Genomic DNA, 14,011 nt, shown 5'->3' with positions numbered 1-14,011 from the left:
GACACCGCGGTCCTTTGCGCCACCCGTCCTTACCTCACCACTGCGCGCGCCAGCCAATGACCCGGCTTACTTCGCAGGCTCGGTCGCCGCCGGCTTGTCCGTCGCAGCCGCCGGTTGTGCAGGCGGTGCCGGTTCGGCGGGTGTGGCGGGCTGTTGCTTCTCGCCCGGTGCGGCCGGTTTGGCCTTGTCGGGTGCCGCCGGACGCGCTGCCGCCGGCTTCGCCTCGGTTGCAGGCTTGGCGGCGGCCTTTGCTTTCTGTGCCGCCTGGGCCTTGGCCTTCAGCGCGGCTTGCGCCTTGGCGGCAGAGCCGGGCTGCTTGAGTTCGGACAGGGCCGCGGCAATCGGACCATCGCCCGGCAGCACGTCGCCGGCGCTGTAGCCCTCCTCGCCTTCGTCATCGCCACGCAGATGGCCCGGCAAGGTGGCTTCGCTGTAGTCGGCCAGGCTGGCCGGCACATCCGCATCGCCCGGCTGCGGTTCGGGCATCAGCTGAACTTCCGGCACGATGCCGCTGGCCTGGATCGACTTGCCGCTGGGCGTGTAGTAGCGCGCAGTGGTGAGCTTGACCGAGTCGCCGTTGTCCAGCGGCAGCACGGTCTGCACCGAGCCCTTGCCGAAGGTGCGGCTGCCGATGATGCGCGCGCGCTGGTTGTCGCGCAGCGCGCCGGCCAGCACTTCCGATGCGCTGGCCGAGCCGGCGTCCACCAGCACCACCACCGGTGCGCCGCCGAGCAGGTCGCCCGGGGTGGCATCGAACTTGGCATCGCTGATGGAGATGCGCCCGCGGGTGCTGACGATGTTGCCCTTGTCCAGCAGATCGTCGGCCACCTGCACCGCCGAGGTCAGCAGCCCGCCCGGGTTGCTGCGCAGATCCAGCACCAGTCCGCGCAGTTTTCCGCCGGCCTGCAGCTGCTTGAGGTTCTTCTGGAAATCGGCTCCGGTATCGGCCTGGAAGGTGCTGATGCGGATGTAGCCATAGCCCGGCTCCAGCAACTTGCTGCGCACGCTGGCCACGCGGATGGTCTGGCGCTGCAGGGTCACATCGAAAGGCTTGGGCGCCTTGTCGCGCACGATGGTCAAGGTGACCTTGCTGCCGGATTCGCCGCGCAGCGGTTCCATCGCCTTGCTGGCATCGATCGGCTTGCCGTCGATGGCCACGATCACATCGCCTGCGCGAATGCCGGCACGCGCGGCCGGGGTGTCGTCGATCGGCGCGATCACCTTGAGCGTGTTGTCCTGTTGCTGCAGCAGCTCCACGCCGATGCCGTCGTAGGCGCCGGTGGCCTGCTCGTCGAAGGCTTCGGCGTCTTCCTTGTCGAAATAGGTGCTGTGCGGATCCAGGTCCGAGAGCAGGCCGCGTACGGCTGCGTGCATCAGCTTCTTGTCTTCGACCGGGTCGACGTAGGCCTGCTTGACCGCGTTGTACACCGCCACGAAGCGGCGGATTTCGTCCAGCGGCACCTTGGAGACGGCGGCTTCATTGGCTTCCGGGTCGTCCGCAGTGGCCTGGGCGGCGGCGGGACGGGCGGTCTGCGCCCAACCAGGCGACGCGAACAAGGCCAGCGACAGGGCAACGGACAGGACGGCTACGCGCATGAAGCACTCCGGCAAAGAGACAAGACGCCCCGCACGACGGAGCTGACCGGATTATGCGCGAAGCAGCGGTAAATCCGCGTTGAATCGCGCGCAGCTGGCAGCGGCAGTTCGGTGGCGGCCAGCTGGCAGGCGGCTTGGACGTTGGGTGCGTGATGCCCGGGCGAAGGCAGGCACCTGCCAGCGGCCTGCTGCCTGCGTGCAGCGCATGGGTGTCTGGCTGCATCCGTGGGGTCAGCGATCGAACGCGGCCTCACGCACTGCCCCGTGTGTTGGCGGACACCACGGCGCGGCAGGTTCACGCGGATCGGTCGGTCTCTCGCAGCGGCCAGACAGGCTGCATCCGTGGCATACCGCTGCCACGCACTGGCGAACAATGCCTGGTCCATGCGATGACCTGACGCTGGCCGAGAACCCCCGACGCTGATCGACCACTGCGTCACCGCGCTGCAGCGCAGGCGCGCACCATGCGATGCGCCGCGTCGGCACAGGCGCACCACTGGGCAGCGTCAACGCCGCTGCAACCAGCTCGACGGGTCGACGGGCTGCCCATTGCGCCGCAATTCGAAGTACAGCGCCGGCACGCCCTGCCCGCCCGAACTGCCGACCTTGGCCACTGCTTCGCCGCGCTTGATCGCCGTGCCGGCATCGCGCAGCAAGGTGTCGTTGTGCGCGTACAGACTCATGTAGCCGTTGCCGTGGTCCACGATCAGGATCATGCCGTAGCCGGTCATCCAGTCGGAAAACACCACCGTGCCGTCGGCCACCGCAGTGACCGTGCTGCCCTTGGGGGCGCCGATCAGCACGCCCTTGCTGGTGTGCCCATCGGGCAAGGTGGCATTGAAGCGTGCCAGCAGATTGCCCGACACCGGCCAGCTGAGCCCACCGACCTTGGGTGCAGGTGCGCTGGCGATGACCTTGGGCGGGGTTTTGCCGGCACGCTCCGGGCGATCGGTCTTGCCGCGTTTGGCCTGCGCAGCGGCCTCGGCGGCGGCGCGCTTTGCAGCCGCGCGGCGTTCGGCTTCGGCCTTGGCCGCGGCCGCACGCAGATTGGCGAGCAATTGCTCCAGCGACTTGGCATCCTGGCCCAGCGCCTTTTCGCGCTCGGCACGTTGTTTGTAGCGGTCGTCCAGTTGCGCGACGGTAGCCGCCTGCTGCGAACGGTCTTTCTGCAAGGTGGCGGCTTGTGCCTTCTGCTGCGCGCGCGCGGCATCCAGTGCCTGGCGCCGGGTGGCGATGTCCTGTTCCACCTTGGCCAGTGCATCCAGTTGCGTGGTCAGCGCATGGATCCGCTGCGCGCGTGCGTTCTGCACATAGCGGTGATCGGCGAGCATGCGCGTGGCATCGCCCACGGTGTCCTGCGACAGCAAGACCTTCAACGGTGCGTTGCGGCCCACCTGGTCGGCGGCGCGCAACAATGCGGCCAGCTGCGCGCGCTGGTTCTGCAGGCCACGCTGTAATTGCGCACGGTCCTGCTGCAGCGTGGACAGATGCTGTTCCTGTGCGCGCATCGCCGCCTCGGTTTCGCTCAGGGCACGCGCGGTCCTGGCGACCTTTTCGTCGGCCTGGCGCAGTTGCTGGGCCGCGGTGCCGCGCTTGCCTTCCAGCTCGCGCCGGTCGGCGCTGATGGTCTTGAGCTCATCGCGCAGCTGCTGCAGCTTGCGCTCGGTCTCGCGCTGGCTCTGCGCCGCCGCGCCGGCGCTGCCCAGCAGCGAGCACGCCAACGCGGCAGCGGCCAGCCACGCGCGGCCACGGCCGGTGACGAAGGCCAATGGTGGGCGCGGCAGCGGTGCGGGCGAAGAGGCCAACGAAAGATCCAGTGACTTCAGGCAGGTGCGCGATTGTAGCCACCCATGGTGTGATCGCCGCCACGTCCCAGACTGCCGCTACCGCGCGAGGTTCAGCATGAAGCCCCACGTTTTTCTTCTGACATTGTTCCTGGCCAGCGCGAGCGCCTGGGCCGACGACGACATCAGCAAGGTCAATGGCCGCATCAGTGCCGAAGCCGGCAAGGTGTATGGCGACCTGGAGACCGTCAACGGGTCCATCGAGGTCGGCGCCGGCGCGCAGACCAAGGACGTGGAAACCGTCAACGGGGGTATCCAGATCGGCAACGGCGCACGCACCGGCGGTGTGTCCACGGTCAACGGCGCGATCTCCCTGGGCCAGAAGGTGACCGTGTCCGGCGGGCTGGAAACGGTCAACGGCAGCGTGCTGGTGGAGCGCGGCAGCCAGGTCAGTGGCGGCGTGGAAACCGTTAACGGCAGTGTCGGCCTGGTGGAAACCGAGCTCGGCAAAGGCATCGAGACGGTCAATGGCGACATCACCGTCGGGGTGGGCTCGCATGTGCATGGCGGCATCACGGTGACCAAGCCGAACTTCGGTTTTTCGTTCAAGCCGGCGCGCAAGCCGCGCGTGGTGATCGGCCCCAAGGCGGTGATCGACGGCCCGCTGCGTTTCGAGCGCGAGGTGGACCTGTATGTGCACCGCAGCGCCAGAATCGGTGCGGTCAGCGGAGCCACCGCCCGCAGCTTCGACAGCGACGTGGCGCCCAAGGACTGACGCGCTCACCACACGGACGCTCTAAGATCGGAACTCCGTTGCACGAGGAGTTCCGATGCCCCGCAAGATCCTGTTGTGCCTGGCTGCGACCCTGGCCGTGGCCGGTTGCAAGCGCGAATCGGCCGAGGCGCCGGCCACCCCGGTGACGCAGACGCCAGCCGATGTCGCGCCCAACGCTCCGGTCAGCCGGCACGCGTTCTCGCCGGAGTTGACCAGCGGCGACTTCGCCGAGCTGGTCAAGACGCTGGCCTCGGATGCGTTCGAAGGGCGCGGCCCGGGCACGCCCGGCGAGGAAAAGACCGTCACCTACATCCGCGACCAGATGCAGCGCATCGGCTTGCAGCCGGGCAATGGCGACAGCTGGTTCCAGGACGTGCCGATGGTGGAAACCACCGCCGATGCGGCTACCGCGCCCAGCCTGCGCAGCGGCGAGCAGACCCGCACCCTCGCCTTCGGCACCGACATCGTAGTGGGCACGCGCACCGGCCAGCCGGAGATCAAGCTGGACAACAGCGAACTGGTCTTCGTCGGCTACGGCGTGGATGCGCCCGAGCAGCAGTGGAACGATTACGCCGGCCAGGACTGGAAGGGCAAGACGGTGGTGATGTTCGTCAACGACCCCGGCTTCCACAGCAATGACCCCAAGCTGTTCGACGGCAAGCGCATGACTTACTACGGGCGCTGGACCTACAAATTCGAAGAAGCCGCGCGCAAGGGCGCAGCGGCGGCGTTGATCGTGCACGACACGCCCGGCGCCAGTTACGGCTGGGATGTGGTCAAGAATTCCTGGTCCGGCCCGCAATACGATCTGCCGGCCAAGGACGACCCGGACCCGCGCCTGCCGGTGCAGGGCTGGATCAGCGCCGACACCGCCAAGCAGCTGTTCGCCAACGCCGGGCTGGACCTGGCGCAGGCCTACAAGGATGCCGGCAAGCGCGGCTTCAAGCCGGTGCCGCTAAAGGCCAGCTGGTCGGTGGACCTGAAGAGCAGCATCGCTGAAAAGACTTCGCGCAACGTGGTCGGCGTGCTGCCGGGCACCAGTCATGCCGACGAGGCGGTGCTGTACATGGCGCACTGGGATCACCTGGGCAAGCACCCGGGCGAGAGCGGCGACAACATCTACAACGGCGCGGTGGACAACGCCACCGGCGTGGCCGGCATCCTGGAAATCGCCGATGCATTCGCGCATCAGGACCCCAAGCCGGAGCGGTCGGTGGTGTTCGTGGCGGTGACCCTGGAAGAATCCGGCCTGCTCGGCTCCAAGTATTACGTCGCCAACCCGAGCTTCCCGCTGGACAAGATCGCCGCGGTGATCAACATCGATGCGATGTCGGTGGCCGGCCGCGCGCGCGACATGACCGTGGTGGGCATGGGCAGTTCGGAGCTGGAGGACATCCTCAAGCCGATCGCCGCGATGCAGGGCCGCACGCTGCACGCCGAGGCCACGCCGGAAAGCGGCTCATATTTCCGCTCGGACCACTTCAACTTCGCCAAGGCCGGCGTGCCGGCGCTATATGCCGACGGCGGGGAAGACCTGCGCGACGGCGGTACCGCGGCCGGGCGTGCAGCGGCCGAGGACTACGGCCGCCATCGCTACCATGCACCCGGCGACCAATACGATGCAGCCACCTGGAAACTGGACGGCACCATCGAAGACCTGCAGGCGATGTACAGCGTGGGCAAGGAAGTGGCAGTGGGTGGACGCTGGCCGAACTGGTATGCAGGCAATCCGTTCAAGGCCGCGCGCGACCGCATGATGGCCGGCAAACCAGCCGCCACTGCGACCACGGCGCAGCCGGCCGACGGCGAATCTGGCGCCATCAACGGCAAGGCTGCGGAAACGAAAAAGGCCGCATCCGCGCGCTGACGCTTGTGGATGCGCCGCCGCCGCGACTGTGGCGGCGCAGCCCTGAAAACAGTTCGCGTAGCCGGTGGTGAGTGGTGATGCGTCACGCAAAGGGGCCTCCGATTGGAGGCCCCTTTGCGTTTCCGGGATGGTGTGACGCATTGGCTGGTCGCCAGGCGATGCCGGTAGTACGCACGCCACCGCGCAATGGATACGGGGCTGCGTCGGCAGGCGTACATCCATCCATCGCATCGTGGCAGGTCAATCGCAGCACCCGAGCGTTAGCGGTAATGCCTCACGCACTCAGCGTCCGGGCACGATCCCGTCGTGCTCAATCGCCGTCGACGCTGACAACATGGCCATCGTCCGGATCGACATGCAGCTCGACCTCCTGTCCATTGCGCTTGGCATCGGCCTTCCACAACCCGTCTTTGAACTTGAGGTCGTGCACATCGCTATAGCCGCCGGTGGACAGCGCTGCGCGCACATCGGCCTCGCTCAGGCGCGAGGTGGTCTGATCGCCGTACACGCGGCCGGTCACCGGATCGATGTGCACGTCTACATCCTTGCCGTCGCCACTACGCGCATCGGCGGTCCACACGCCATGCTCGAACTTGACGTCGTGCACCTTGGTGTAGCCCTTGGCGGTCAGCATGCTGGTGACTTCGGTGGAGGTCAGCGCCTTCGCCGGCTTGGCCGCGTCCTGTGCGAACGCGCCGTGCGAGGCCAGTGTCAACGCGCCGATCAATGCGGTGGTCATCATGCGATGTGCCATGAGAGGCTCCTGCTGTTGAAGTGGAGCCATGCTGGCCGCGCCAGTATCGTGAAAGGGTGAAGAAATCGCCGGGGCGGCACCCAGAGTTCAGCTAACTGAAGGTGCCGTGCATCCGGCGGCCACCGTCCATCGGGGATTCACCCTGTACGTTGCGGCGCAGTGTCACTCCAGTGGATGCACTGAGTATCACCAGACGCAAACAAGCCGCCCTGCGGCGGCTTGTTCAACCCATCCGACGAAATGCTCTCAGCGGGTTTTTGCAGCAGGTGTGCGTGCTGCGGCAGCGGCAGGTGCACGTGTCGCGCGTGTGGCCTGCGGTGACAGGATCGTCATCTGTGGTTTGTCGGTGCCGTCCTTGTTCGGATGCACGTTGTAGGCATACGACAGGTTCCACCATGAACCCGCCGCCCACCATGTCCAGCCCATCCACACATCGGCATTGCTCTCCATGTAGCTCAGCATGCCTTGCAGCGCGGTATTACAGACCGCGTTGTGCGCGGTGCCGAACTCACCGAGAAAGCCGCGCTTGCGATTGGCGCGTAGCCATTCGGTAAAGCTGCGCAGACGCTCCGCGCCGATGGTGGCGCTGACGCAGACGCTGCTGGTACCGCTGGAATCGGCATCCAGATACTGATGCACCTCGAACGCGTAGTGGTTGAGCGGGTCGTTGATCGATGCCAGCGCGGTGGCGTTGGACTGACCGTCGCTGGTGGGCGAATACCAACTGTGCGCACCGGTCCATAGCGCGCCGGGCACCAGGATCAGATTGTTGGCACCGGTCCTGCGGATTGCATCGATGGCGGCCTGCGCAGTTGCGGCCCATTCGCCGGACGAGATGTTGTTGGGCTCATTCATCAGCCCGAAAATCACTGCGTTGTCGCTATTGAAAGCCAGTGCAAGGCGACGCCAGAGATCGGTAAACGTGGCGACCGGGACTTCCGGCCCGCCGATCCTGTAGCCGTAGTACTTGGCATAGTTATGGATATCGATCACCAGATACATGCCGGAGGCCTTGGCACGCGCCACCGCCTGTTGCAGCAATGCCAGCTGCGCAGGATCCAGCTCGCCACGCGCGCTGGGTTGCAGACGCTCCCAGAGGATGGGCAGGCGGATGGTATTCATGCCAACGCCGGCGAAATAGGTGTAGTCGCTCGCCGAGGCGTACATGTAATCCTTGTTAAGCACGCCTGGTTTTTTCGAGGATGCGAATTCGGCACCGGAGAGATTGACGCCGGCGTAGGTAAGCGCGCGCGTCTGCGCGTGGGCAGATTGCCCGGCCAGTAACAGGACACACAAGGCGCATGCGGCGAGATGGCGCAGTGAAAAAGAGAGACGTGACATGAAGCAACTCCTGGACGGGGAAGATGCATCGCCGCCCCGTTGGCGCGCGATCGGCGCAAGGTGCGCTGCATCTGCCTGTTGCGATGCATCACGTGTGCCAAAGGACACCACTGCGATGAACCGCGTCAGAAGTGCAACCCACTGCACACTTACGGCGGTTGAGCACGTTCATTTCGGCCTATCACGTCTGTCTCAAAGGCTGCGTGATTTCGACAACATGCCGAATGCGCCGACATGCTGGCGTCGCGGGGCGTTGTGCCAGTTGCGTGGCGCCATTCCAGTGGCGCATCGGTCGCGCACTCCCTAAACAGCGATGCCGTCGCAAGACGGCATCGCTGGGACATCTGGAGTTGCGTGGGATCAGCGCGTGATACGGCGCGCGTGCGCACTCAGGATGGACAGCTGCGGTTTGTCGCGTCCGTTTGCATCGGGCTGTAGCGTGAAAGGGTAATCGGCGCGCCACCACGCACCGGCCGCCCACACGCTGGAGCCCACCCAGACATCGCGATTGGCTTCCAGGTAGCGCAGCATGTCGTCCAGTGCACGCATGCATGTCGGGTTGCTGGAAGCGCCGAATTCACCGAGAAATCCACGTTTGCGCTGGCTACGCAGCCAGCCGGTGAAACTGCGCAGACGTTCCGAACCGATGGTGGCACTGACGCATCCGGCGCTGGTGCCGCTGGAATCGGCGTCCAGGTACTGGTGCACTTCGATGGCGTAGCGGTTGAGCGGATCTCGAATAGTGGCCAGCGCAACGGCGTTGGATTGACCGGCAATGGTGGAGTACCAACTATGTGCGCCGGACCAGAGCGCGCCGGGCACCAGGATGACGTTGTTGGCACCGGTGGCGCGAATGCTGTCGATCGACGCTTGCGCGGCGGCAGCCCAGTTTTGCGGAGCGATGTCGTAGGGCTCGTTCATCAGCCCGAACATCACCGCGTTATCGCTCTTGAACGCCACCGCCAGGCGTCGCCAGAGATCGGTGAAGGTCTTGATCGGCACGCGCGAGGTCCCGATCTTCTGGCCGTAATACTTCGCGTAGTTATGGATATCCAGGATCAACACCATCCTGGCGGCCCTGGCGTTGGCCACTGCCTGCCGAATCAATGCCAGCTGCGCGGGATCGAGTTCGCCCTGGGCCTTGGGTTGCAGGCGTTCCCAGGCGATGGGCAAACGCACCACGTTCATGCCGGTATCGGCGAAGTGCTGGTACTCGCTGGCAGCGGGATAGCGATAGTCGACATTGATGATGCCAGGGCGCTTGGCTGAGGCGATTTCTGCGCCGGAAAGATTGATGCCTGCATAGCGCAGTGCACCGCTTTGGGCCTGCGCCTGCGGAAGCGCGGCCACAAACAGTAGCAATAGCGCACAGCACAGCAGCTGGCGCGGCCAGGTGGGGGAGGGGAACATGGGGGAACTCCTAAAGCATCTGCGGGGGAGATGCGTTACAGCTGCCTTTCGCTCGGCAACACAACGCATCGCCATCAGCGTATGCGCATATGTCACGCACAACTACGGATGCGAGGTATCACTGGATCAAGCTGTGCCCGACTTCGCAGTCCGGATTGGCCGTGGTCGATGCAATGCGTCTATCGCAAACGACGAGCATGCCGATGTTGTCCGCTGCAACTTCGCATCGCATTCAATGCACTGCAGGTGATCGCTGGCGTCGGTGAGTGCCAGCAAGTGCGCCTGCATTTCAGCACGCGAGCGCACCAGCAAGGAGGGCGAAGTGACGCTGCAATGCACGGAGCCGCATGACATCTCTGAAAGAATGACGGTGTGGCCTGATGCCTGATGCCTGTTGCATGCGGGCTGCGCGGGTGCGGATTCTGCCACGCGTGCCGACGCCTGTTCATGAGTGCAGTGCGGCCGACGCGGTACACCGATGGCAAGTGCTGGATCGACAACATTGCGGTCATCGGCACACCTGGAATGCGGAATGGCTGCGATACCCGAGCGAGAACAGGTTCGCCTGTCCCGGTGTATTGCCGATGCAAATAACAGCGGCGCGCCAATGATGCGCCAGGGCGCCAGGGCGCCAGTGCCTGATTGCCGAAGCACCGAAGCACCGAAGCACCGAAGCACCGAAGCACCGAAGCACTAATAGGCTACACAGCGTGTGTTGCCGCGCGACGACAGCGGCGTGGGTGATCTGGTGTGCCAGTGCCGCCCCACGAAACGCCTGCACAGCAGGACTGCTGGCAAGCGGCACGTGCGGGCAATCGCCACTGTATTGCCGCACGTGCCTGCTACTTCATGGGTGTCAGTTCTTGCCGGCGCGCCGCGCGTACTTGCTCAGGATGCGCATTTGCGGCTTGTCGCTGCCATCCTTGCCCGGTTGTACGGTGAAGAAGTAATCCGGCTTCCACCAGGCGCCGGCCGCCCACCAGGTCCAGCCCAGCCACACGTCGCTGTTGTTTTCCATGTAGGTCAGCATGCCTTCCAGCGCCTTGTCGCAGACCGGATTGTTGGCGGTGCCGAATTCGCCCAGGAAGCCCTTCTGCTTGTTCTCGCGCAGCCAGTCGGTAAAGCCGCGCAGCTTTTCTTCGCCCACGCTGTCGCTGGTGCACTGCGGCTTGGTGCCGCTGTAGTCGTTGTCCAGATACTGGTGCGCTTCGAAGGCCAGGTTGTTGCCGGGATCCTTGAGGATGGCCAGCGCCTTGGCGTTGGAGACGCCATAGCTGCTGCTGCGCCAGCTGTGCGCTCCGGTGTACGCAGTGCCCGGTACCAGGATGAGATTCTTTGCGCCGGTCTTGCGGATTGCATTGATCGCGCCCTGCGCCGCCGTGGCCCAGTCGGTTGCGGAAATGCCGTTGGGCTCATTCATCAGCCCGAAGATCACCGCCTTGTCGTCCTTGAATTCCAGCGCCAGCCGGCGCCACAGGTCGGCCAGGGCGGCGGGGGGAACCTCGTCGGTACCGATGCGCTTGCCGTTGTACTTGGCGTAGTTGTGCAGATCCAGGATCAGGAACTGCTTGTTGGCTTTGGCCGCTGCCAGCGACTTCTTGATCAGGCCCAGCTGGGTCGCATCCAGATCGCCGTTGAGCGCGGGCTGCAGACGCTCCCACAGAAACGGCAGCCGCATGGTATTCATGCCCTTGCCGGCGAAATAGCTGAAGTCCGAGGCGGCAGGGTAGGTGTAGTCCTTGAACAACACGCCGGGTTTCTTGCGCGAGTTGAATTCCGCGCCGGACAGATTGACGCCGACATATTTCAAACCGGCAGAGGTTTTGTGCGGGCCGCCTGGCTCCTTGGCGTAGGCCAGCGGTACCGCTGCAAGCAGGGAAAGCGCCAGCGCAGCAGTACGCAGGCGGGCAAGCTGTGGGGGAGCGCGGAACATGGAAGCCTCCTTCGGCATCGACGTGGTGGCCGCGGGGGGAGGGCACGGCCAGGTGGGATGGTGCAGGGCGACAGGTGACCCGACGAGACTAGAAGCTCGCGCGTTAGCGCGCCATTCACGCGTGCAACACGGATTTGATCGCGCAAAAACACCTGCACGGCGCATGCTGTGCCAACGGTAGCGTTCGCAAGAGGACAGGTAAGACGCACTGTCGCACGAGCGCGACGCGTCGCTGTCTTAAGCTATCAAGCCTGTTTTCCCGTCGTTCGCGCCTCGTGCGCACGGCCCAATGCCCCCCGGAGTCTCCCATGAGCCAAGCCCACGCCTTTGCCGCCCAAGCCGCCGACCAGCCGCTTGCCCCGTTCGTGTTCGAACGCCGCGCGCCGGGTCCCGACGATGTCCAGATCGAGATCGCCTACTGCGGCGTGTGTCACTCGGACCTGCATACCGCACGCAACGAATGGCACAACACGCGGTATCCGTCCGTGCCGGGCCACGAGATCGTCGGCCGCGTCACCGCCGTGGGCGATGCCGTCACCGGCTTCAAGGTGGGCGACCTGGCCGGCGTCGGCTGCATGGTCGACAGCTGCCGCAGCTGCGCCTCCTGCCAGGAAGGCGAAGAGCAGTACTGCGAAGCCGGCTTCACCGGCACCTATAACGGCCCGATGTTCGGCGGCGGCGAGAACACCTATGGCGGTTACTCCGACCATATCGTGGTCGACCAGAAGTACGTGCTGCGCATCTCCCACACCGACAACCTGGCCGCCGTGGCGCCGCTGCTGTGCGCCGGCATCACCACCTACTCGCCACTGGCGCACTGGAAGGTGGGCCCGGGCCAGAAGGTGGGCGTGGTTGGCCTGGGCGGCCTGGGCCACATGGGCGTGAAGATCGCCAAGGCGATGGGCGCCACGGTGGTGCTGTTCACCACCTCCGAGAGCAAGCGCGCCGATGCGATGCGCCTGGGCGCCAGCGAAGTGGTGATCTCCAAGGACGAAGCGCAGATGGCGGCGCAGTACAACACCCTGGACTTCATCCTCAACACCGTGGCCGCACCGCACAACCTGGACCCGTTCCTCAATGCGCTCAAGCGCGACGGCGCGATGGTGCTGGTGGGCGTGCCCGAGGAGTCGCACCCCTCGCCGTCGGTGTTCAACCTGGTGATGAAGCGCCGCACCCTGGCCGGCTCACTGATCGGCGGCATCCGCCAGACCCAGGAAATGCTGGACTTCTGCGCCAAGCACAACATCGTCTCGGACATCGAAACCATTCGCGCCGACGAAATCAACGCCGCCTACGAGCGCATGCTCAAGAGCGACGTGAAGTACCGTTTCGTGATCGATATGGCGACGCTGGATAAGGCGGCCTGATTGGTTGTTGCGTTAGGCTTTAATGCTGCCGCCTGCGTCGTCGTTCGGCGCAGGCGGTGGTAGGTCTTGCTATTGCGCAGGTGGGTTAACCAACGATGTGCACAGAGGGTTCCTTCGTGCATAGAACGTTGACGCACTCATAGTGGTCAGCGATAAGAAACTCCATAACTTCGCCGTAAAATCCTGTTGGAACATACGACTCACGTATTTCATCGTGCTGGCTCCATCCGCCAGAAAGAACCTGCGAGACGATCGCACCCTCTATCTCATCGAACGATTCCATGTTGCAACGCCAGAATTCGGAGAAGTCACGTTCGTCCAATATCTTTACGCCGACAACATCACTGAAAACAATTTGGACAGTCCTGTTTGAGGCAGCGGCAATCAAATGCACGACGCAGCTGTTTTTTTCATAAACAATCTTTGAAATTGATGTGTATTCAGTTAAAGCTGAGCTGGGTAAGTCACGTAAGGTCAATCTCTTCATGTCTCATGCCTAATCGACCCGAGTCTAGGTTTGGTTTGTGCTGATGCTTGTTAAGACCAAACGTGCGGACCCCAGCTGGAAAGGAGATTACGTCGGATACTCAAACGTAGTCGCGTGGGCTTTGCCCAAGATATCTCCGTAAAGTATCCACTGCGATTGATCTTGTGTTGTTGTGAAAACAAACCATAGCGCGCCGATCCGAAGAGTTGGAATCCTCAGCTCCCGATGATCAAAGGTGCCTTGGCGATTTAGGAATATGCCAACAGTGAGTGAATTTGAAGAGTATTTTGTCAAGCCATCAATGATCGCCTGAATGGTGGACGAGCTGTTGAGTGATTCCGGAACGAGCTCCTTGAGTTGAATTGGTGCAAAGTGCCGTGTACTTCTCTCTTCCCAGGTTGCAATGAAATCATAATCAGACGCCTCGACGGGACAGAAGCGTACTGGCACTCCAAGGTTACGTGACATGCCCAGGCTAAAGAGCGCAGCCTGCCTGTACTCTCGTGCACTTTTGAGCTCGTTCGTGCGTAAATGTCGAATACGAGGCGGAACATCCAGCCCAATCGCTAAGGAAGGTCTGAACAACTCCATCTGATACTGCCACAATGGATCAACGAACCGAGCGGACGATCTCGATGCAGCTGAGCTTTGGCGACGCGGAGTACAACGGCAAGCGCAAGCAGACACGGCGCGAGGT

General features: G+C 63.9%; 11 protein-coding genes. 3 read left to right on the top strand and 8 right to left on the bottom strand.

Annotated elements, in window-relative coordinates; genetic code table 11:
• Nucleotides 1-66: 66 nt before the first annotated feature.
• Complete coding sequence (locus A7D17_RS03540) at nucleotides 67-1,596, bottom strand: S41 family peptidase (protein WP_064507840.1); 1,530 nt, start codon at nucleotides 1,594-1,596, stop codon at nucleotides 67-69.
• Between the two features lie 506 nt (nucleotides 1,597-2,102).
• Entirely contained in the window at nucleotides 2,103-3,365 is a 1,263-nt protein-coding gene (locus tag A7D17_RS03535; RefSeq protein ID WP_064507839.1) for a murein hydrolase activator EnvC family protein, read from the bottom strand.
• A 133-nt stretch (nucleotides 3,366-3,498) separates the two neighbouring features.
• On the opposite strand from A7D17_RS03535, the gene A7D17_RS03530 reads away from it, so the two are divergent.
• Nucleotides 3,499-4,155: a hypothetical protein gene (locus A7D17_RS03530; protein WP_064507838.1), complete on the top strand. Its 657-nt coding sequence runs from the start codon at nucleotides 3,499-3,501 to the stop codon at nucleotides 4,153-4,155.
• 55 nt (nucleotides 4,156-4,210) lie between these two features.
• On the top strand, nucleotides 4,211-6,022 hold the full coding sequence (locus A7D17_RS03525) for a M28 family metallopeptidase (RefSeq protein ID WP_064507837.1): 1,812 nt from the start codon (nucleotides 4,211-4,213) through the stop codon (nucleotides 6,020-6,022).
• Nucleotides 6,023-6,332: 310 nt separating this feature from the next.
• Here A7D17_RS03525 and A7D17_RS03520 read toward each other — a convergent pair whose 3' ends face one another.
• The 4 genes from A7D17_RS03520 to A7D17_RS03505 form a co-directional block, all read right to left on the bottom strand.
• Nucleotides 6,333-6,776, bottom strand: coding sequence for a PepSY domain-containing protein (locus A7D17_RS03520; protein WP_064507836.1), 444 nt, complete (start codon nucleotides 6,774-6,776; stop codon nucleotides 6,333-6,335).
• Between the two features lie 246 nt (nucleotides 6,777-7,022).
• On the bottom strand, nucleotides 7,023-8,117 hold the full coding sequence (locus A7D17_RS03515; RefSeq protein ID WP_064507835.1) for a glycoside hydrolase family 5 protein: 1,095 nt from the start codon (nucleotides 8,115-8,117) through the stop codon (nucleotides 7,023-7,025).
• Nucleotides 8,118-8,477: 360 nt separating this feature from the next.
• Complete coding sequence (locus A7D17_RS03510; protein ID WP_064507834.1) at nucleotides 8,478-9,527, bottom strand: glycoside hydrolase family 5 protein; 1,050 nt, start codon at nucleotides 9,525-9,527, stop codon at nucleotides 8,478-8,480.
• An 856-nt stretch (nucleotides 9,528-10,383) separates the two neighbouring features.
• Nucleotides 10,384-11,460 (bottom strand): glycoside hydrolase family 5 protein, encoded by a 1,077-nt coding sequence (locus tag A7D17_RS03505; protein ID WP_064507833.1) that lies wholly within the window; start codon nucleotides 11,458-11,460, stop codon nucleotides 10,384-10,386.
• A gap of 308 nt (nucleotides 11,461-11,768) precedes the next feature.
• Between A7D17_RS03505 and A7D17_RS03500 the strand changes: the two genes are divergently transcribed.
• A complete protein-coding gene (locus tag A7D17_RS03500) occupies nucleotides 11,769-12,827 on the top strand; it encodes an NAD(P)-dependent alcohol dehydrogenase (RefSeq protein ID WP_046962776.1) in 1,059 nt (352 codons plus the stop codon).
• An 85-nt stretch (nucleotides 12,828-12,912) separates the two neighbouring features.
• On the opposite strand, the gene A7D17_RS03495 is transcribed toward A7D17_RS03500, so the two are convergent.
• Nucleotides 12,913-13,314: a hypothetical protein gene (locus tag A7D17_RS03495; RefSeq protein WP_153041888.1), complete on the bottom strand. Its 402-nt coding sequence runs from the start codon at nucleotides 13,312-13,314 to the stop codon at nucleotides 12,913-12,915.
• Between the two features lie 87 nt (nucleotides 13,315-13,401).
• Nucleotides 13,402-13,905, bottom strand: a complete 504-nt coding sequence (locus A7D17_RS23885; RefSeq protein WP_153041887.1) for a hypothetical protein — start codon at nucleotides 13,903-13,905, stop codon at nucleotides 13,402-13,404.
• Between the last annotated feature and the right edge of the window lie 106 nt (nucleotides 13,906-14,011).

The sequence above is a fragment of the Xanthomonas floridensis genome, assembly GCF_001642575.1.
Taxonomy (GTDB): domain Bacteria; phylum Pseudomonadota; class Gammaproteobacteria; order Xanthomonadales; family Xanthomonadaceae; genus Xanthomonas; species Xanthomonas floridensis.
This window is presented reverse-complemented; position numbering and strand designations above follow the sequence as displayed.

Coding starts and splice junctions, on each gene's coding strand:
- A7D17_RS03520 (WP_064507836.1), bottom strand. CDS start 6,776: ATGGCACATCGCATGATGACCACCGCATTGATCGGCGCGTTGACACTG.
- A7D17_RS03510 (WP_064507834.1), bottom strand. CDS start 9,527: ATGTTCCCCTCCCCCACCTGGCCGCGCCAGCTGCTGTGCTGTGCGCTA.
- A7D17_RS03505 (WP_064507833.1), bottom strand. CDS start 11,460: ATGTTCCGCGCTCCCCCACAGCTTGCCCGCCTGCGTACTGCTGCGCTG.
- A7D17_RS03530 (WP_064507838.1), top strand. CDS start 3,499: ATGAAGCCCCACGTTTTTCTTCTGACATTGTTCCTGGCCAGCGCGAGC.
- A7D17_RS03540 (WP_064507840.1), bottom strand. CDS start 1,596: ATGCGCGTAGCCGTCCTGTCCGTTGCCCTGTCGCTGGCCTTGTTCGCG.
- A7D17_RS03500 (WP_046962776.1), top strand. CDS start 11,769: ATGAGCCAAGCCCACGCCTTTGCCGCCCAAGCCGCCGACCAGCCGCTT.
- A7D17_RS03495 (WP_153041888.1), bottom strand. CDS start 13,314: ATGAAGAGATTGACCTTACGTGACTTACCCAGCTCAGCTTTAACTGAA.
- A7D17_RS03515 (WP_064507835.1), bottom strand. CDS start 8,117: ATGTCACGTCTCTCTTTTTCACTGCGCCATCTCGCCGCATGCGCCTTG.
- A7D17_RS03525 (WP_064507837.1), top strand. CDS start 4,211: ATGCCCCGCAAGATCCTGTTGTGCCTGGCTGCGACCCTGGCCGTGGCC.
- A7D17_RS23885 (WP_153041887.1), bottom strand. CDS start 13,905: ATGGAGTTGTTCAGACCTTCCTTAGCGATTGGGCTGGATGTTCCGCCT.